Annotated in this window: 20 protein-coding genes, 1 other RNA gene and 1 pseudogene; 13 read left to right on the top strand and 9 right to left on the bottom strand. The window is 45.1% G+C overall.

Annotated elements, in window-relative coordinates; genetic code table 11:
* The 7 genes and pseudogenes from AK966_RS20395 to AK966_RS03775 form a co-directional block, all read left to right on the top strand.
* Positions 1-171, top strand: a 171-nt coding sequence (locus AK966_RS20395) for a transketolase-like TK C-terminal-containing protein (RefSeq protein ID WP_182852566.1), incomplete at its 5' end; no start/stop codon positions are given.
* 140 nt (positions 172-311) lie between these two features.
* Entirely contained in the window at positions 312-1364 is a 1053-nt protein-coding gene (epd, locus tag AK966_RS03800; RefSeq protein WP_099080705.1) for an erythrose-4-phosphate dehydrogenase, read from the top strand.
* Positions 1365-1517: 153 nt separating this feature from the next.
* A complete protein-coding gene (locus AK966_RS03795; RefSeq protein ID WP_099080706.1) occupies positions 1518-2681 on the top strand; it encodes a phosphoglycerate kinase in 1164 nt (387 codons plus the stop codon).
* Between the two features lie 154 nt (positions 2682-2835).
* Positions 2836-3912 carry a class II fructose-bisphosphate aldolase gene (gene fbaA / locus AK966_RS03790; protein ID WP_099080707.1) on the top strand — a complete coding sequence of 359 codons (1077 nt, stop codon included), beginning with the start codon at positions 2836-2838 and terminating at the stop codon, positions 3910-3912.
* A 480-nt stretch (positions 3913-4392) separates the two neighbouring features.
* Complete coding sequence (gene mscS / locus AK966_RS03785) at positions 4393-5259, top strand: small-conductance mechanosensitive channel MscS (protein ID WP_099080708.1); 867 nt, start codon at positions 4393-4395, stop codon at positions 5257-5259.
* A gap of 105 nt (positions 5260-5364) precedes the next feature.
* A pseudogene (locus AK966_RS03780) lies at positions 5365-5769 on the top strand (LysR family transcriptional regulator); the annotation flags it as partial.
* A 140-nt stretch (positions 5770-5909) separates the two neighbouring features.
* Positions 5910-6602, top strand: coding sequence for an oxidative stress defense protein (locus AK966_RS03775; protein WP_099080709.1), 693 nt, complete (start codon positions 5910-5912; stop codon positions 6600-6602).
* A gap of 71 nt (positions 6603-6673) precedes the next feature.
* Here the strand turns inward: AK966_RS03775 and serA are convergent, their stop codons facing one another.
* From serA to AK966_RS03750, 5 genes are all read right to left on the bottom strand, one after another.
* Positions 6674-7903 carry a phosphoglycerate dehydrogenase gene (serA, locus tag AK966_RS03770; protein WP_099080710.1) on the bottom strand — a complete coding sequence of 410 codons (1230 nt, stop codon included), beginning with the start codon at positions 7901-7903 and terminating at the stop codon, positions 6674-6676.
* Positions 7904-8164: 261 nt separating this feature from the next.
* Positions 8165-8821 carry a ribose-5-phosphate isomerase RpiA gene (gene rpiA / locus AK966_RS03765; RefSeq protein WP_099080711.1) on the bottom strand — a complete coding sequence of 219 codons (657 nt, stop codon included), beginning with the start codon at positions 8819-8821 and terminating at the stop codon, positions 8165-8167.
* Positions 8822-8879: 58 nt separating this feature from the next.
* The gene (locus AK966_RS03760) at positions 8880-9473 is read right to left on the bottom strand and encodes a 5-formyltetrahydrofolate cyclo-ligase (protein WP_099080712.1); all 594 of its coding nucleotides are present in this window, start codon (positions 9471-9473) and stop codon (positions 8880-8882) included.
* Positions 9474-9477: 4 nt separating this feature from the next.
* A non-coding RNA gene (ssrS, locus tag AK966_RS03755) (6S RNA) lies at positions 9478-9662 on the bottom strand.
* 8 nt (positions 9663-9670) lie between these two features.
* Positions 9671-9979, bottom strand: a complete 309-nt coding sequence (locus tag AK966_RS03750) for a cell division protein ZapA (RefSeq protein ID WP_099080713.1) — start codon at positions 9977-9979, stop codon at positions 9671-9673.
* Between the two features lie 248 nt (positions 9980-10227).
* On the opposite strand from AK966_RS03750, the gene AK966_RS03745 reads away from it, so the two are divergent.
* Genes AK966_RS03745 through AK966_RS03735 form a run of 3 tightly spaced genes read left to right on the top strand, consistent with a single transcriptional unit; the run spans position 10228 to position 13266 of the window.
* Positions 10228-10806 carry a YecA family protein gene (locus AK966_RS03745; RefSeq protein ID WP_119463562.1) on the top strand — a complete coding sequence of 193 codons (579 nt, stop codon included), beginning with the start codon at positions 10228-10230 and terminating at the stop codon, positions 10804-10806.
* Positions 10807-10847: 41 nt separating this feature from the next.
* Positions 10848-12026 (top strand): 2-octaprenyl-6-methoxyphenyl hydroxylase, encoded by a 1179-nt coding sequence (gene ubiH, locus AK966_RS03740; protein WP_099080714.1) that lies wholly within the window; start codon positions 10848-10850, stop codon positions 12024-12026.
* A gap of 31 nt (positions 12027-12057) precedes the next feature.
* Positions 12058-13266, top strand: a complete 1209-nt coding sequence (locus AK966_RS03735) for an FAD-dependent 2-octaprenylphenol hydroxylase (protein WP_119463542.1) — start codon at positions 12058-12060, stop codon at positions 13264-13266.
* 88 nt (positions 13267-13354) lie between these two features.
* On the opposite strand, the gene AK966_RS03730 is transcribed toward AK966_RS03735, so the two are convergent.
* The 3 genes from AK966_RS03730 to ygfZ form a co-directional block, all read right to left on the bottom strand.
* Positions 13355-13561 carry a DUF1107 domain-containing protein gene (locus tag AK966_RS03730; protein WP_005449772.1) on the bottom strand — a complete coding sequence of 69 codons (207 nt, stop codon included), beginning with the start codon at positions 13559-13561 and terminating at the stop codon, positions 13355-13357.
* Between the two features lie 638 nt (positions 13562-14199).
* Positions 14200-14673: an aminoacyl-tRNA deacylase gene (locus AK966_RS03725; protein WP_119463541.1), complete on the bottom strand. Its 474-nt coding sequence runs from the start codon at positions 14671-14673 to the stop codon at positions 14200-14202.
* On the bottom strand, positions 14666-15634 hold the full coding sequence (gene ygfZ, locus AK966_RS03720; RefSeq protein ID WP_099080717.1) for a tRNA-modifying protein YgfZ: 969 nt from the start codon (positions 15632-15634) through the stop codon (positions 14666-14668). The genes AK966_RS03725 and ygfZ overlap by 8 nt, the downstream gene beginning before the upstream one ends.
* 156 nt (positions 15635-15790) lie before the next feature.
* Between ygfZ and AK966_RS03715 the strand changes: the two genes are divergently transcribed.
* Positions 15791-16051: a succinate dehydrogenase assembly factor 2 gene (locus tag AK966_RS03715; protein ID WP_099080718.1), complete on the top strand. Its 261-nt coding sequence runs from the start codon at positions 15791-15793 to the stop codon at positions 16049-16051.
* Positions 16052-16169: 118 nt separating this feature from the next.
* Positions 16170-16439: a hypothetical protein gene (locus AK966_RS20295; protein WP_099080719.1), complete on the top strand. Its 270-nt coding sequence runs from the start codon at positions 16170-16172 to the stop codon at positions 16437-16439.
* 5 nt (positions 16440-16444) lie between these two features.
* Here the strand turns inward: AK966_RS20295 and nadB are convergent, their stop codons facing one another.
* Positions 16445-18052: an L-aspartate oxidase gene (gene nadB, locus AK966_RS03705; RefSeq protein WP_099080752.1), complete on the bottom strand. Its 1608-nt coding sequence runs from the start codon at positions 18050-18052 to the stop codon at positions 16445-16447.
* A 557-nt stretch (positions 18053-18609) separates the two neighbouring features.
* Between nadB and rpoE the strand changes: the two genes are divergently transcribed.
* Positions 18610-19188: an RNA polymerase sigma factor RpoE gene (gene rpoE, locus AK966_RS03700; protein WP_099080720.1), complete on the top strand. Its 579-nt coding sequence runs from the start codon at positions 18610-18612 to the stop codon at positions 19186-19188.
* Positions 19189-19205 lie beyond the last annotated feature (17 nt).

Here is a 19205-nt window from a genome sequence, read left to right as displayed (position 1 = left end):
ATCGCTATCGAAGCGGGCATCGCTGACTTCTGGTACAAGTACGTTGGCTTCGACGGTCGCATCATCGGTATGACAACGTTCGGTGAATCTGCACCGGCAGAGCAATTGTTCGAAATGTTTGGTTTCACGGTAGAAAACGTAGTGAACACAGCAAAAGAGCTGCTAGCGTAAGCTTAAGTAGATATAAGAAAAACCGAGTGTTCATGCTCGGTTTTTTTATGTCTCAAATAGAGAAAACTATTCAGTTAATGCGTTCCAACCTTCAATCAGGTACTATCTGTGACTCGAAATTTTAGTGGAGTGAAGGACGAATGCTAAAGGTTGCGATCAATGGATTTGGGCGTATCGGTCGTAATGTACTGCGGGCAGTATATGAAAGCGGTAAGCATCAACAGATCAAAGTCGTTGCGGTCAACGAATTGGCTCAGCCAGAAGCGATGGCTCACCTCCTCCAATATGACACCAGTCATGGCCGTTTCTGCAAGAAAGTCTCTCACGACCAAGAACACCTCTATATTCATCACGGCTCTTATCATCAAAGTACGGGCGAATTTGATACTATTCGCATTCTCCACCTTTCTGAAATCGAACTATTGCCATGGCGTGATCTAGAAGTTGATATTGTACTCGATTGTACCGGTGTTTATGGTTCTCAAGCGGATGGTTTAGAGCATATTGCCGCTGGAGCGGAAAAGGTTCTATTTTCCCACCCTGGTGCAAACGACCTGGATAACACCATTATTTATGGGGTGAATCATGAAACCTTACGAGGGGAACACAAGGTCGTCTCTAACGGGTCATGTACCACCAATTGCATCGTGCCGATTATTAAAGTCTTAGATGAAGCGTTTGGCATTGAATCTGGTACCATTACTACCATCCACTCTGCAATGAACGATCAGCAAGTCATAGATGCTTATCACTCTGATTTACGCCGTACTCGTGCCGCAAGCCAATCAATTATTCCGGTAGATACAAAATTGCATAAAGGCATTGAAAGAATCTTCCCGAAATTTTCCAACAAATTTGAAGCCATTTCGGTGCGCGTACCTACCGTTAACGTTACTGCGATGGATTTAAGTGTCACAATTAGTACAAATGTGAAAGTTAATGACGTAAATCAAACCATTGTTAACGCATCTCAGTGTACATTACACGACATTGTTGACTATACTGAATCGCCGCTCGTTTCTATTGACTTTAACCACGATCCCCATAGTGCAATTGTCGATGGAACACAGACCCGAGTAAGTAATGGGCATCTAGTAAAAATGCTCGTTTGGTGTGATAACGAATGGGGCTTTGCTAATCGAATGCTGGATACTGCGTTAGCAATGCAGGCTTCCTCTCAAGGAGAGTCTTGAGCGTTGAAAGCCCTGGAGAAATTTTTTTATTTTTACCCTTGAAATAAATCAGAGGTATCTCCATATCAGTAACCAGTTTAAAGAATTAACAGGCTTGGCAGGGTTGCTGAGTTGTCAAAAACTTTATTAATTTAATATTTGAGAGGACACATCATGTCTGTAATCAAGATGACTGACCTGGATCTTGCAGGTAAACGCGTATTCATCCGTGCTGACCTAAACGTACCAGTAAAAGACGGTAAAGTAACTTCAGATGCACGTATCATTGCATCTCTACCAACTATCAAAATGTGTCTAGAAGCTGGCGCAAAAGTAATGGTTACTTCTCACCTAGGTCGTCCAACTGAAGGCGAATATGCAGAAGAGTTCTCTCTAGCTCCTGTAGTGAACTACCTAAACGATGCTCTTGATTGTGAAGTTAAGCTAGCGAAAGATTACCTAAATGGTCTAGAACTAAACGCTGGCGAGCTTGTTGTTCTTGAAAACGTTCGCTTTAACAAAGGCGAGAAGAAAAACGAAGAAGAGCTATCTAAAGCATACGCAGCGCTATGTGATATCTTCGTAATGGATGCATTCGGTACTGCTCACCGTGCACAAGCGTCAACACACGGTGTAGGTATGCACGCTCCAGTAGCATGTGCTGGTCCTCTACTAGCTGCTGAACTAGAAGCACTAGGTAAAGCAATGAGCAACCCAGAGCGTCCACTCGTTGCTATCGTTGGTGGCTCTAAAGTTTCTACTAAACTGACTGTTCTTGAGTCTCTATCAAAAATCGCTGACCAATTAGTTGTTGGTGGTGGCATCGCGAACACATTCATCGCAGCTGAAGGCCACAACGTAGGTAAGTCTCTATACGAAGCAGACCTAGTTGAGACAGCTCAAAAACTAATGAAAGAGTGTGCGATTCCAGTAGCAACTGACGTTGCATGTGCAAAAGCATTTGATGAGAACGCAGAAGCTGAAATCAAAAACGTTGCTGACGTGCAAGACGACGACATGATCTTCGACCTAGGCCCTGATTCAACTGCGGCTCTAGCTGAAATCATCGGCAACGCAAAAACTATCCTTTGGAATGGTCCTGTAGGCGTATTCGAATTCAAAAACTTCGAAGCAGGCACTCGCGGCATTTCTGAAGCAATCGCTAAGTCTGCAGCATTCTCTGTGGCGGGCGGTGGTGACACGCTAGCTGCTATCGACCAGTTCGGTATTAAAGCTGACGTTTCTTACATCTCTACTGGCGGTGGTGCATTCCTTGAGTTTGTTGAAGGTAAAGTACTTCCTGCAGTTGCGATGCTAGAAGAGCGCGCTAAAGCGTAAGAATTAATGAGAGCGGGGGGGATACTCCCGCTTTCTTGTTTGCTGCAAGCAGGAAGGAACTCTGCTAGAATACCTCCAGTTGTGAGCAAACGTTTGCAAGAATTTAAACTTAATTGTTTTATTTTTAAAACGACAGAAAAATAGGATCAAATCCATGTCTAAGATCTTCGATTTCGTAAAACCAGGTGTTATTTCTGGTGATGATGTACAGAAAGTTTTTGAAGTAGCGAAAGAAAACAAATTCGCACTTCCAGCGGTAAACGTTGTTAACACTGACTCTATCAACGGTGTTCTTGAAGCAGCAGCTAAAGTTAAAGCGCCAGTTGTCGTTCAGTTCTCTAACGGTGGTGCAGGTTTCTTCGCAGGTAAAGGCGTTAAACTTGAAGGTCAAGGTGCACAAATCCTTGGTGCTGTAGCTGGTGCGAAATACGTTCACGCAGTAGCTGAAGCTTACGGTGTTCCAGTTATCCTTCACACTGACCACGCAGCTAAGAAACTTCTTCCTTGGATCGACGGTCTACTAGACGCTGGCGAAGCTTTCTTTGCTGAAACTGGTAAGCCACTATTCTCTTCTCACATGATTGACCTTTCAGAAGAGTCTCTAGAAGAGAACATCGAAATTTCAGCTAAATACCTAGAGCGTATGGCTAAGATGGGTATGACACTAGAAATCGAACTAGGTTGTACTGGTGGTGAAGAAGACGGCGTTGATAACTCTCACATGGATGCATCTGAGCTATACACTTCTCCAGAAGACGTTGCTTACGCATACGAGAAACTAAGCGCAGTTTCACACCGTTTCACTATCGCAGCATCTTTTGGTAACGTACACGGCGTTTACAAGCCAGGTAACGTTGTTCTAACTCCAACTATCCTACGTGACTCTCAAGCATACTGTGCAGAGAAGTTCGGTATCGCACCAAATGCTCTAAACTTCGTATTCCACGGTGGTTCTGGTTCTACAGAAGCAGAAATCCAAGAGTCTATCGGCTACGGTGTTATCAAAATGAACATCGATACTGATACACAGTGGGCAACGTGGGATGGTATCCGTACATACGAAGCGGAAAACCACGACTACCTACAAGGTCAAATTGGTAACCCAACTGGCGAAGATGCACCAAACAAGAAGTACTACGATCCACGCGTATGGCTACGTGCAGGTCAAGCTTCAATGGTTGCTCGTCTAGAGAAAGCATTCTCTGACCTAAACGCAGTAGACGTACTATAATTTCTTTGAAATAGTACTCGCAAAATTACCCAAACCCGCTCTTATGAGCGGGTTTTTTTATGTCTATTTGGCGCTTTTTGAGAATGTTTCGCTGAACTTTCACACAAGACGCTCAATCATTCACCACACTAGGACTGATGGAGATGGTGTTGAATATCTTATATGCATAGTCGCAATTTTTGAAACATAAGATGTTTAACGCGAGGTGGACTGGAACAATAGAAAGACTGTGGTGAAATGTAACTTCATTGCGTAATCTGTAACAGGCTAGTATCAATTAACGCAGAGTAAGTGGCTGTTTTGCATATCTTTGCGAAACTTTAACTTTGCAAAAAGTCAGAATTGGGATATTGTGCCAAAATTCTGACACTGTTCAGTAAAGCAATAAGGATGTTATTCACAATAAGAACACATAAGTATTGTGGTTCATATTTAAACAGCAATTAGACTGATATCTCTTTATTTTTGAGGATACGAATTATGGCAGGCGAATCGATGGGTATCGATACCTCTTTGACTGATGGGCTAAATGAAGCGCAGACGTGGTTAAGCAACAACTCAGATCTTCTGATTCAATATGGCGTTAATATTATCTCAGCTGTACTGATTCTATTTATTGGTAATTTTATCGTGAAGATGATTGCTAATAGTGTAGCGAAGGTGCTTGAGAAGAAGAGCATGGATAAAGCGGTTGTCGAGTTTATCCACGGTATTGTTCGTTACCTACTATTAGTGATTGTTTTGATCGCAGCGCTGAGCCGAATTGGCGTGCAAACGGCTTCAGTGGTCGCGGTAATCGGTGCGGCAGGCTTAGCCATTGGTCTTGCTCTACAGGGTTCACTGTCTAACTTTGCAGCTGGCGTTCTTATTGTTGCTTTCCGCCCATTTAAATCAGGTGATTACGTTGAAGTCGGCGGTGTGGCGGGTAGTGTAGAAGCGATCCAAATTTTCCAAACTGTGCTAAAAACACCAGACAACAAAATGGTTGTTGTGCCTAACTCTGGCGTGATTGGCTCACCAATTACGAACTACTCTCGTCATGCAACGCGCCGCGTCGATCTTGTTATCGGCGTTTCTTACAAAGCGGATTTGAAGCAAACAAAGCAAGTGATTCGTGAGGCATTAGAAAAAGACTCTCGCATTCTGAAAGATCCAGAAATGACGATCGGTGTACTCGCACTCGCAGACTCTTCAGTTAATTTCGTGGTTCGCCCATGGTGTAATACGGAAGATTACTGGAATGTTTACTTCGACTCGACTCAAGCGATCAAAGAAGCGCTGGATGAAGCTGGTATCGAGATTCCATTTCCGCAAATGGATATTCATTTCAACAAAGTCGATGCTTAATCAATAAGATTGAGAACACCAAAAAGCGAGGCATTGGCCTCGCTTTTTTATATCTCGCAAAGAGCGTAATGGCCTGCCTGCTGAAGCGATGATGCTGTTGTTTATCAAGGCAGTTTTGATCGGGCTGCAGAGCACCTATTTGTGTCTCAATCTGCGATTTCTCAGCGTATCAAACAGCTTGAAAAGTACCTTGCTCAGCCGGTATTGATTCGAGATCTGCATAAAACATTTTTGACTGAGCATTTTAACATCCACCTAGACAGCGTAATTCACCATAATATCAGCAGCTCAGAAGCTTTTCTAAAAATGGCCGTGGCTGGTATTGCCTATTGTTTGATCCCTCGTTTACAGATTACGGATGAGATTGAAAGAGGGGCGCTTATTGATATTACCCCAGACTTTTTGATGCCGTATCAGATTTGCTGGCACCATTGGCAGTTGGAGGCAGGTGTATTGCAACAAATGTTGCAAGCGATCATTCATTATGCTCAGCAGCATTTACCACAATAAGTTATCAAGTTAAGCGCGGTTTAGATTGGTATCACGTTGGAGTAACACCGTCAAAGTTGTGTTAGAAGTGGGGTGAAGTGCTTGGAAAATCAACAAAATTACCTATGATGAGTTCATCTCAATATAGATGGATTTGTCGAATGAAACTATTTTCATGTTTGCTAGCTTCTACACTGAGCCTTACTAGTGTATCAGTATTCGCTAATGTCCCTGAGTTTGCTCACCTGAGCACGACTGGTTATGGCGAGGTTGTGGCTACTCCTGATATGGCCACTTTTTCAGTAAAAGTGGTGGATACCACAATGACTGCGGAGCAAGCGAAGTTATCCGTTGATGACAAGGTGGATGCATTTTTAAAAAGTCTTGCTGACGCAGGTCTATCGAAAGAGCACATCATTAGCTCAAACCTTTATTTGGCACCTCAGTATCATTACCCCAAATCAGGTAAAGCGGAGTTGGTAGGTTATCGTGCATCACGCAGTATTGATGTGACAGTTAATGACCTTGCAAAACTCAATCAATACTTGGATATGGCGTTAAAAGCGGGCATTAATCAAGTGGATAATATTCAGCTTAAGGTAAGTAATCAGCTTGAGTATCAGCAAAAAGCGCGCATGGCGGCAATCAAAGATGCTCAAGACAAAGCGGCATCTTTAGCAACAGGCTTTGATAAAAAATTAGGCGATGTTTGGCAAATCAATTACAACCAGATGCACGCTCGCCCGGTTTTAATGCGTTCAATAGCGATGGATGCAAAACAAAGCGCGAATAGCTACCAAGATTCGACGTTGGTGATTCGTGATCAAGTTGATGTGGTTTACAAGCTGAAATAACGATTAAGCAATACGACGAATAGAAATAGAAAAGGCAGGGATTTCCCTGCCTTTGTCATATCTGGTTGTACTTAGTGAAGAATACGAGCACGAATTGTGCCTTCAATACCTTTTAACTTCACTAGTGCTTCTTCTGCTCGGTGGGTCTCAACATCAATCACCACATAGCCGATTTCTACTGCCGTTTGTAGGTACTGACCCGCAATGTTGATGCCTTCTTCTGCAAAAATGGTGTTAATTTGCGTCAGAATACCAGGGCGGTTTTTGTGGATGTGTAGTAGACGTGAACACTCACGATGCTCAGGCAAGGATACTTCAGGGAAGTTCACACTAGATAGCGTTGAACCATTGTCTGAGTATTTTGCTAGCTTGCCCGCCACTTCAACACCGATGTTCTCTTGTGCTTCTTGGGTAGAACCGCCGACATGTGGTGTTAGGATGACGTTGTCGAATTTTTGTAGTGGAGATTCGAACGCATCAGCATTGGTTTTTGGTTCTACAGGGAATACATCAACCGCAGCACCCGCAATATGACCTGATTCTAGGCTGTGGCATAGGGCAGGGATGTCTACCACTGTCCCACGCGCGGCGTTGATAAAGATCGCACCCGGCTTCATACGAGCGAACTCTTCTTCACCCATCATGTTTTTGGTTTCTGGTGTTTCAGGAACATGCAGAGAAATGACATCACACTTGTTTAGTAGCTCACTCATCGTGAACACTTGCGTTGCGTTACCTAGCGACAGTTTGTTTTCAATATCATAGTAGTAAACGCGCATTCCCAGGTTTTCTGCAATGATACCCAACTGAGTACCAATGTGACCGTAACCGATGATGCCAAGACGTTTTCCACGCGCTTCGTAAGAGCTGTCTGCGCTCTTCTTCCAAATGCCGCGGTGTGCTAATGCGTTTTTTTCTGGAATGCCACGAAGAAGCAGTAGGATTTGACCGAGCACCAACTCAGCAACACTGCGCGTGTTTGAGAACGGCGCGTTAAAGACAGGCACACCACGTTGTGCTGCGGCGTTTAGGTCAACTTGGTTAGTACCAATACAAAAACAGCCAATTGCAACAAGCTTATTTGCTGCATTGATCACATCTTCTGATAGGTTAGTTCGGGAGCGAATACCGATGAAGTGAACGTCTTTTACTGCTTCGATCAGTTCTTCTTCAGGGAGTGAACCTTTGTGATATTCAATGTTGCTGTAGCCTGCTGCTTGAAGAACTTCAACTGAAGAAGGGTGCAGCCCCTCAAGTAAGAGGATTTTAATCTTTTCTTTTTCCAGTGAAACTTTGGCCATTATTATCGTCCTTAAAATGGAAAGATGGGCTAATGTGGCGCACATAAAGCAAAACTATTAAAAGAGTGGGTCATTAATAGTTTTGTTGAAAGGCAAACGTTTTCTCGTGCGCATTCTGCTCAATAAAGTAACAAAAAAAAATTGCTTTGGGTAAGAAAATTACGGAATAAGGTAGGCGTTTGTTAGAAAAAGAGATGAAAAAACGGCGCCTTATGGCACCGTTTGTAATGAAATAACAGAAAAATCAGAACAACGTATGTTTTATTCTTCTATTTTTGCACCTTCCGGAGTACCAGTGATCACAACGTCAGCACCGCGATGAGCGAAGAGACCAACCGTTACCACACCAGCGATACCGTTGATTTTGTCTTCCATGTCTTTTGGATTGGTTATTCGCATGTTGTACACATCTAGGATCATGTTACCGTTGTCCGTCACTACACCTTCACGGTATGCAGGATCACCGCCTAGTTTCACCAACTCGCGAGCAACGTAAGAGCGCGCCATTGGAATAACTTCTACAGGAAGTGGGAACTGACCAAGTACGTCAACCGCTTTTGTGCCGTCAACGATACATACGAATTTGTCTGAGATAGCGGCCACGATTTTTTCACGAGTCAGTGCTGCACCGCCACCTTTGATCATTTCGCGAGCTGCGTTGATTTCATCTGCACCATCAACGTAGACATCAAGTCTTGCTACGTCGTTACACTCGTATACTTCAATACCGAGTTCTTTTAGACGTTCAGTAGAGGCAACAGAACTAGACACTGCGCCTTTGATATCGTCTTTGATACTGCCTAGGGCATCGATGAAGTGATTCACGGTAGAACCAGTACCTACACCAATAATGCTGCCTTTTTCAACATATTTAAGTGCAGCCCAACCAGCCGCTTTCTTCATTTCATCTTGAGTCATGCCAATCTCCTGAATAGGTATTCGTTAACGTTTGCGGCGTGATTATAACGGGTAAGTGTTACTTTTCCCATTGCCAGATTTTGCTTGGAGTCACGATCTTAGGCAACGGGATATCCCAACTTTCTGTAGGGAGGCGATCGACATGTTGGCAGTCGTGTGCAATGCCGATTGGCGCGGCGCCTTCCCCGGTACTGAACCAGCTAGCAAGTGTTCGGTCGTAGTAGCCACCGCCCATACCTAAGCGGTGACCAATACTGTCAAACCCGACTAAAGGGGTGCAGATTAGGTCGAGTTCGCGAATAGGCTTGAGATAACGAATATCGAGTTTGGGCTCTAAAATCCCGTATTGGTTATAAACCAACTGGTCGTCATGTAAGTACTGCAAAAACAGTAAATGGCCTTTGGCAAAAGGATGAATGACAGGTAAGTAAATGGATTTACCTTGCTGCCATAGCCATTCAATGAGTGGCTTGGTATCCAGTTCTCCATCGGCGGAGAGGTAGAGAGCAATATGTTGCGCAGTTTGGATCTCTGGTAGGTGAACAAACTGGGTAACGAGATCGAATCCAGCTTGAAACTGGGTATCACTGCATAATGCGTTGCGTTTTTCGCGGATAAGTTTACGAAATTCTTGTCGAGATAGAGCTGACATGGAAGGTTACCCCAGGGTGCCGTTGAGGATTGTGGCCCTTGAACCAGCTAGTTCAAGGCGGATCAGCAATGATAACCGTAGGCTTCTCGGTGCATGCCAAGCTTGCTCAATAGCTATCAAGTACTAACCCTTTGGTATTGCTTATCGGCTCGGGGACTTAAATCCTGCTGACAAACACCCCAGGGTAAATTTGGTATCTACTGCTGTCCCTGCTTTACTTTGTTTAGTGCGCTTTCTAGCGACGCGCTGAGCTTTTCCATTCGCTCAGTGATTTCCTGTTGCTGCCCGGTAGACTCGTATGATTTAGTATGCAACTCATAACTAATATTCAACGCAGCAAAGGTTAATAGCTGTACTTCATTGGTTACCTTAGTACGCTCGCTCATCTCTTTCAATCGTCGATCGAGATCTTTTGCCGCTGTAACCAGTGACTCTTCTTGCCCAGGAGGACAATTCACTCGTGTCATTTTGCCAAGAATTTCAACGTCGACCGCTTGATTGCTCATGATGAATAAACTCTATATTCGCGCTATCTAAGGTGTTGTTACGTACAACTACCGAGGGAGAAACTATAGGAAAACCGCAATTAAGATTCAAGCATTTCCCATCACAGAACGAAAAATGGTGAAGTGATCACACAGGAAATGGACAAATTGAGCAATTCCTATCCAAAATTGAATTTGATAGCCGTTTCAGCCGACTAGGCTTGATGGTAGGATATATCAAAAGATGATTATGAAGCATGAGCCCAGATATGAGTGAAATCACCCTTCCAGAATACCAATCTATTGCTGCTGAATTGAAATCCGCTAACCTTGCTGTAACGCCTGCTGAATTGCATGGCCTGCTTGTTGGTATGCTAAGTGGTGGATTGGCAACGAATGACCAAACCTGGCAACCCATTCTTTTTGATTACACCAACGATGGTATGGGCTGGCCGACAACTGCGCTCGTTTTCGCACAGAATGTGTTTAAAGTGACGGCCAGTGAATTAACGGGCTCTTCAATGGAGCTGTCTTTGTTGCTTCCGGAAGATCCTAGTAAAGATGGCTTGTTTGCTTTGGCTGATGGCTTGTCTGATTTCGTTAACCATTTCATTTCAGGTCTAGGCTTAGCGGGTATTACGCTAAATAAAGCGTCTGATGATGTGAAAGAGGCGTTGGCTGATCTAGAAGAGATCGCCAAGCTAGGAATTGATGAAGATGATGATCTTGGTGAGCAAGCCCAACTGCTAGAACACGTTATCGAACATGTAAAAGCGTGCGTGCTAACAATTCACGCCGAGTTTGGTGTTCGCCCTGAAAGCAATGACAGCAAGCCAACGATCCACTAATTGCACGGTTTTCAATAATCGAATTATTTCTAGAGGTTAGCATGAGGCAATATGATGTTGTAATTGCTGGTGGTGCCATGGCCGGAGCCACGCTTGCGTTAGCGATTGACTATTTATCTAAAGGCGAATTGAAGATCGCAGTGGTTGAACCTTTTAAAGCTCAGTCAGATGCACATCCAGGCTTTGACTCGCGTTCGATTGCGTTATCCTATGGTACGGTCAATATTTTGCGTCGTTTTCAGCTATGGTCTGCGATTAAGCCTTTTGCGACTCCTATTGAACATATTCATGTTTCCGATCGTTCTCATGCCGGAATGACAGACATCAGCAAACAAGACGTCGGTGTTGAGGCGCTCGGCTACGTAGTGGAACTAGCTGATGTCGGTCGAGCTTACCAAGCGCTGCTGGAGAAGAGTGAATCGATAACCCTGTTTTGTCCGGATGGTGTTACTCATATTGAGCGAGAGCACGACCAAGCCCGCATTGAACTAAGTAGCGGAGAGACGCTAGAAGCTAAATTGCTGGTGGCCGCTGATGGTGCAGTGTCTCAATGTTGCCAGCAAATTGGTTTGGTGCTGTCTGAACACGATTTTGACCAAGTCGCGGTGATTGCGAATATTGTTACGCAAGAGGCGCCTCAAGGGCGTGCATTTGAACGTTTTACTGAAAACGGTCCTGTTGCTCTTTTACCTATGAGTGACAACCGCATGTCGTTAGTTTGGTGTCTCCGCCCTGAAGAAGCAAAAGCGGTGATGAACTTTTCTGATGCAAAGTTCCTTGAGCGATTACAACATGAATTTGGCTGGCGTTTAGGCGCGATGCAGAAAGTGGGACAACGTGCGAGTTACCCATTGCTATTACGTCATCGCAAACAAAATATTTCTCATCGTTTTGCGATTGTGGGTAATGCGGCACAAACGCTTCACCCAATTGCCGGGCAGGGCTTTAACCTTGGTATTAGAGACGTGGCATCACTGGCGGAAGAAATCGTCAAGCAGAGTGATGATGTTGGGTGCTATCAAGGGTTGATGCGTTTTAGTCAACGTCGTGAAGATGACCGCCGTGAGACCATCTGGCTGACGAGTTCGTTGGTACACATATTTTCAAACGATTTACCTGCGATGAAAATTGGTCGTAACCTCGCGCTAGCAGCGATGGATAACTTTTCTATTTTTAAGCAGCCACTATTACGCCATACGCTTGGTTTAGTGAAGCGATGAGTGACAGCAACGAATTAGGTAACAATAAGCAATGATGCAAAGTGTAGATATCGCCATTATTGGCGGTGGTATGGTTGGGTTAGCGCTGGCCGCGGCTTTTAAGGACAGTGATCTGCGTGTGGCTGTGATTGAAGGTGCAGTACCTGACGATACGCTAAACGAACTGCCAGATGTTCGCGTTTCTGCGTTAAGCCGTTCGAGTGAAATTATTTTGCGTAATCTAGGTGCATGGGAGGGCATTGAACAACGTCGTTCCGTCCCTTATTACGCGATGGAAGTGTGGGAGCAAGACAGTTTCGCGAAGATCGACTTTGACGCACAAAGTATGGCGCAGCCAGATCTAGGTCATATCGTTGAAAATCGGGTGATTCAACTTGCCCTGTTAGAGCAAGTGGAAAAGTTGGATAATGTGACGCTATTCATGCCAGCACGCTGCGCCACACTAGCGGTTGGTGAGCAAGAAAGCTGGCTAACGCTCGATAATGGCCAAGCGATGACCGCGAAGCTGGTGGTGGGAGCGGATGGCGCGAATTCTTGGTTGCGTAATCAAATGGACATTCCGCTGACCCTTTGGGATTACGGTCACAGTGCGCTAGTTGCAAACGTGAAAACGGCTGATGCTCATAATAGTGTCGCACGTCAGATTTTTACTCCCCAAGGCCCACTGGCTTTTCTGCCTATGTCTGATCCACACATGAGCTCCATTGTGTGGTCGACGGATCCGAGCCGCGCCGAACAACTGCTAGCAATGAGTGAGCATGACTTCAATAAAGCGCTGACGAGTGAGTTTGATGCTCGCTTAGGTTTGTGCGAAGTGGTGGGGGAGCGTGCCGCGTACCCACTCAAAATGCGTTATGCGCGTGACTTTGTGGTTGAACGAGTCGCCTTGGTTGGTGATGCCGCCCATACTATCCACCCGTTAGCTGGGCAAGGTGTGAACTTAGGTTTGCTTGACGCCGCAAGCTTAGCGCAAGAAGTGCTAGCCTTGTGGAAACAAGGTCAAGATATCGGAACGAAGCGTAATTTGCGTGGTTACGAACGCTGGCGTAAAACGGAAGCGGCGAAGATGATCGCGGCAATGCAAGGTTTCCGTGATTTGTTTAGTGGCGAGAACCCAGCCAAGAAGCTAGTGCGTGGTATTGGTTTGAGCTTAGCGGGACAATTGCCAGGTGCGAAAGACGAAATCATGAAGCGAGCATTGGGCTTGAAAGGCAATCTGCCGGATCTTGCTCGTCGGTGAACGCTTGCTGAGTTTCATTATGTGAAAGACGCAAAAAAGGCTGGTTAATCCAGCCTTTTTTATTACATCGATGTTTCGCTAAGCCAAGTTAAGCATACGCACATCGGAGTTTCATGATTTCTTGGTTAATCTCTTTTACTGCTTGAAAGTGGCGTTTTTCAGCTTTCTCCGGCAACATCAACTTTCCGTTATCAAACTCGAACTTACCGACTCCGTAAATATAGATTCTGCCTTTAAAAAGACGACTTATGTGTTTAGCAATCATACCGGGTGTATAGCGCTTAAACAGTCTCATATTTACTTTTCCTTATCTCTTACCTAGCGCGCTTATTCTACGTTTTACATCAAAAAATTATTGTGACAGCAATAGTATTCGGCATAGGCTGGGTGTGTGATTTAAGAGATTTGTGCAGCATTAGACAAATTGACAGAGCCACCGCTCAAATAGCGTGAGGATTACCCCAAAAAAATGTGATGGGAGGAACCTGCTCTGCCGCTATGTCTGTATACGTGGTGTATTTAGCCTTGGTTTTGTTACAAGATTAAGAATAGAAGGAAAAATATTGGTTGCAAAATTTTGTAGTGAAATGAACATCTAGTGCATTGGGCCAGTGGCTTTCATGCAGAGAGATAAAGGGATAGAAAAAGGGTAAGTAAAAAAATGCCCGCTTCGGCGGGCGAATAGTCACAGATGCATTACACAAAAGTGGACGATTGGCTTCATAAACGCAGTCATTAAACTCAGTATGTCCACTTTATGTTGGTTAAGCAGTTGTTGAAAACTTAACCAACAAATTCAGCATATACGAGTTTTTACTGTGTGACTATTTATGTTTTTAAAATGACTAAAAATACCATGATATGATCGAGTTGATATGAGTGAGATCACACAGGGATGAGAATGCTAGGTATGATTACATTGAGAACCTGAGTTTAGCGGCAGATATCAGCGAGGGTGGGGTGACACAACGTAATAAGATCATTGATGGACAATGCTAATCCAGCCATTCGATCGCCACTGCTGATGGTGATTTCTTTTTCTTCCAACAAACTTGGGTCGAACACAATAGGCATGTCGCGCTTTAGTCGTAACGGGGTGACGGTGCCAATCATGTATCCGGTGATTGCTTGTACGTCAGCTTGGTCAACACAGGTCATGCGACGGCATTGCAGCAGTGCACGAACTTTTTTAGGATCAATGCTACGATCGCCAGGCGCACAGGCGAGCGCATATTGATTGCCCATATCACGCAACAAGATCGTTTTGACCATTTGTGAAGGACGGATGCCACGTTGTTGCGCGGCATCCTCAATTGTCGTAGCGGGTCTTTGGTGAGGAAGAAGGCGGAACGCTATGTTCTGATCTGCCAAAAACTGCATCAAAGGAGTATGGAAGGTATTATTCATCTTCAAGGCTGTACGGCAGTGCCGCGATTTCCCATTCGCATTCTGGTTGAGCAATCAAGCGTAGGCGAGTGCCATCGTCTAGATTATTCGGCAATACAATCAAACCCATCGCTTGGTTGTCGCAAAATTGGTAATGCGCGAGCAATGCACCCACTGATCGCCAGTTTTCACCCACGCTACGTTCCAATTCAATCGCGCCTTCACCCAGTGCGTCTGCGGTTGCACCTTTCACTATGTACATTGCACGTTTATTGGTACCACGATACTTTGCTCGAGCGACGGTCTCTTGACCGGTGTAGCAGCCTTTGGTGAAGCTGATCCCACCAAGTGCTTGCAGGTTCAGAGCTTGTGGAATGTGTTCGTTTTGCGCTTCGGTTGCTACGAATGGCAACGCCGATTCAATATCAAAGCGAGTCCAAAGTTCATGAGTGGTCAGTGTGGCTTGGCTGTTTGTAACCAACGCTTGCGCTGTTTCTGCTGTCACGACAAGTAGCCAACGGTTTTCTGTCACTTTAACGGCTGTACCTCCTTGGATGACACACACATCACCAGCACCCTCAGTTATGCTAGAGACAAATGCGTCAGCATTCTCACCCGCAACACCAAGAATGATGTCGCTCGATTCCTCGATGATGACTTTGGAGAATACGGCGTACTTTTTGATCTCTTTCAGTTCGACTTCAATGGCTGATTTGGGTTGGATCATGCCGTAGCCATCGTGGTGATGGAATAAACGGAAGACGCTCCATACTTTACCTTTCGCATCACAGTGTGCACCTAGCGTAGATTGGTCTTTTTCAAGAGAAACCACATCACAGGTTACTTGGCCTTGTAGGTACGACTTTTTATCCTCCCCGACGATGGTGATCATGCTCAAATTATCGAGAAGTGAGATAGACAGCTCGGGCAAAGCGTCTTGCGTTGATAGCGGTAGTGGTGAAAAGCGAGTTTGCCATTCCATGATTACAATGCCTTTATAAAATATTTTTAACTATGTTAATCGCACAAAGCGAGTTTGTCAGCTTTCGCTAGCGTATTGTGACCCCGGTACTAGTGACACCGCTTTTCCCTTGTTACACTCCGCTATAAGAACAAGACATCTATGAAGGAATACTGAATGTACACTGCGGAAGAAAAGGCGCGTATTAAATGGGCTTGTCGTCGAGGCATGCTTGAGCTTGACGTGGTGATTATGCCGTTTTTCGAAGAGTGTTTTGACACTCTAACAGAACAAGAGCAGCGTGATTTTGTCTCTTTACTAGAATGTGACGATCCGGATTTGTTCACATGGGTGATGGGACATGGTCGTAGCGAAAACTTAGGCCACGCTTCAATGGTTGATAAAATTGTCGCGCACAACCTCAGTAAAGTTCGTTAATCTCACGATTTATACCTCTTTAATCGCCCAAGTCTCTAACCAGCTTCTTCTCCATGGTTTAATTTGGGCGGTTATCTGCACTGATATCCCATTTATCTTATCGACCTATCTGTTATTAATGATCGCCAAATGCCAAAATCAAGGTACCTTTGTGCAGCCCTCTGCTCAAGGGCATTGGTATTTTCACCGCGATGGCGTGGTAAGAAACGCTTTTCAAACTTCTTTGTTGTCCAAAGTAGATACCTCCGCTGCAAGTTTTAAAGTCTCTTTTGAGTTAGAGTCCGGAGAGTGGGGAACGATTTGGCGAGATAGTTGCGCTGATGAGCAATACCGACAGCTTTGTTTGATATTACGTCAATGGAAAATGGGAGCTGATGCTCCCATTTGATGTTTTTATTTGTTTGGCGTCAGAATCGTTGGCCCACTATTTTCCAGCTGATTTGGGTAATCCAAGGTGTAGTGCAGGCCTCGGCTCTCTTTGCGCTGCATCGCACAGCGTACCATCAGTTCTGCTACTTGCAGTAGATTACGAAGCTCCAGCAAGTTGTTCGAAACGCGGAAGTGACTATAGTACTCGTGTGTTTCTTGCTGCAACATTTGAATGCGGCGCAGTGCGCGTTCCAGACGCTTATCGGTACGTACGATGCCCATGTAATCCCACATAAATAGACGTAATTCATGCCAGTTATGCTGAATGATGACTTCTTCGTCACTGTTCGTCACTTGGCTTTCATCCCAGCAAGGCACTTGCGGTGCGAGCTCTACGTCGTGGTGGTGCTTAAGAATATCTTTTGCTGCCGACCAGGCATAAACCACACACTCCAGTAACGAGTTCGATGCCATACGGTTCGCGCCGTGCAAGCCGGTGTAGCTCACCTCGCCAATGGCATACAGATTTTTCAGGTCGGTATTGCCGTTTTGATCCACCATGACGCCGCCACAGGTGTAGTGCGCTGCTGGTACAATCGGGATCGGCTCTTTGGTCATATCAATGCCCAAATCCATCAAGCGAGAGTAGATCGTAGGGAAGTGTTTGGTAATAAAGTCAGCTGGTTTGTGACTGATGTCTAAGTACATGCAGTCTGCGCCTAGGCGTTTCATCTCGAAGTCGATCGCACGGGCAACCACATCACGTGGTGCGAGTTCTTTACGTTCATCGAAATCTGGCATAAAACGTGAGCCGTCAGGGCGACGTAGGTATGCGCCTTCACCACGCAGAGCTTCTGTCAGTAGGAAATTACGCGCTTCAGGGTGGAATAAACAGGTTGGATGGAACTGATTGAATTCCATGTTCGCAACGCGACAGCCTGCACGCCACGCGATCGCAATACCATCGCCCGATGACACATCTGGGTTAGAGGTGTATTGGTAAACTTTGGAAGCGCCGCCCGTTGCGAGCACAACAAATTTTGCACGAACGGTTTCAACTTGCTCTTTGTTGCGATTCCAAATGTAAGCACCAATGACTTTGCTCTTATCACCACCGACTTTATCTTCGGTGATAAGGTCGAGTGCGTTGTGGCGCTCAAGAACATGAATGTTAGGGTGGTTGTGGGCGTTATCTTGCAGAGAGGTTTGCATTGCCATGCCTGTTGCATCGGCAGCGTGCAAAATACGGCGACGGCTATGGCCCCCTTCACGAGTTAGGTGATAGCGAGGCTTATCATCAGAATCGTCTTCTTCACGATCAAATGGTACACCGCCATCAATTAACCACTGCACACACTCTTTTGAGTTTTCGGCGATGAACTTGACGGTCTCTTCGTCACAGATGCCATCTCCAGCAATTTGTGTGTCTTCAACATGAGATTCAATGGTGTCGGACTCATCAAATACGGCTGCGATACCACCTTGCGCGTAATAGGTAGCCCCTTCGCTGCGTGGTCCCTTGCTGAGTACCATCACCTTACAGTGGTTGGCGACGCGTAAAGCCAACGACAAGCCCGCAGCGCCACTCCCTACCACTAATACGTCACATTCATGTTCACGATTTGTGTTCATATAACTTTTATAATCCCAAGCTAAGGTAACAAGGCTACCTTGTGTATATTTTGCACACCATGTGCGTTCCATTAACGCGACGTTCGTCGCTTAGGGCTAAGTTGGGAGACTGTTCTAAATCATCGTTTTTCTGGTGGCTTTAGCCACTCTATTTTATTGCACGTCAAAGACATACAAATTTGTCTGAGTGTTATTTGAATCTCGATGTTCGGATAGCCATTAGCCATGCAAGTGAAAAGTAATAGTTTGCCATTGCCATTGCTTTTCTAGTGTCTACCCAGCACAATCTGGGAGAGAGAGCATCTATTATACCCATTTCCCCTTAAGTATGCTCGCTTGTCACTATTAGACTTAGGTCAGACAAGGAGCGGGATTTGGTTGGTGGCATCACACTGTGAAAAAACAATGAGAAAAAATTGCGAAAGTGTGGAACTTTCTTATTCACGTAGCAGTCACAATAGTGCTCAAGTAAGCAGTGGTGTCAATACTACGTTTTGCATAATTAGTACCCATATCTGAGAAGAGTAGGGGCATAACAGATAGGAGTATCGGCTCGAATGAACGAGCAGCTGACCGATCAAGTATTGATTGAGCGAGTTCAGAATGGTGATAAGCAAGCATTCAACCTGCTGGTAATAAAGTATCAGAACAAGGTATGTAATCTTATTTCCAGATACGTAAGTAATCCTGGTGATGTTCCAGATGTAGCACAAGAAGCGTTTATCAAGGCTTACCGAGCTATCCCTAGTTTTCGTGGGGAGAGTGCGTTTTATACGTGGCTGTATCGCATTGCTGTGAATACTGCGAAAAATCACATCGTCGCTCAAGGGCGCAGACCACCAGCAAGCGATGTTGATGCTGAAGAAGCTGAATTTTACGAAACAGGTAATGCACTTAAAGAAATTTCGAACCCTGAGAACCTAACGTTGTCCAAAGAATTACAACGGGTAGTGTTCAGTGCTATCGAAGCCTTACCTGAAGATTTGAAGACAGCAATGACATTACGAGAGCTTGATGGCTTAAGTTATGAAGAAATTGCTGAAGTAATGGATTGTCCGGTGGGAACAGTACGATCACGTATCTTCCGTGCTCGTGAGGCGGTGGAAAAGAAAATCAAACCTCTTTTACAACGCTAGTACAAGTGATAACTATG

The sequence above is a fragment of the Vibrio sp. PID23_8 genome, assembly GCF_003584965.1.
Classification (GTDB): Bacteria; Pseudomonadota; Gammaproteobacteria; order Enterobacterales; family Vibrionaceae; genus Vibrio.
Note: the sequence above shows the minus strand (reverse complement) of the source record. Positions and strands in the feature narration are given on the sequence as shown.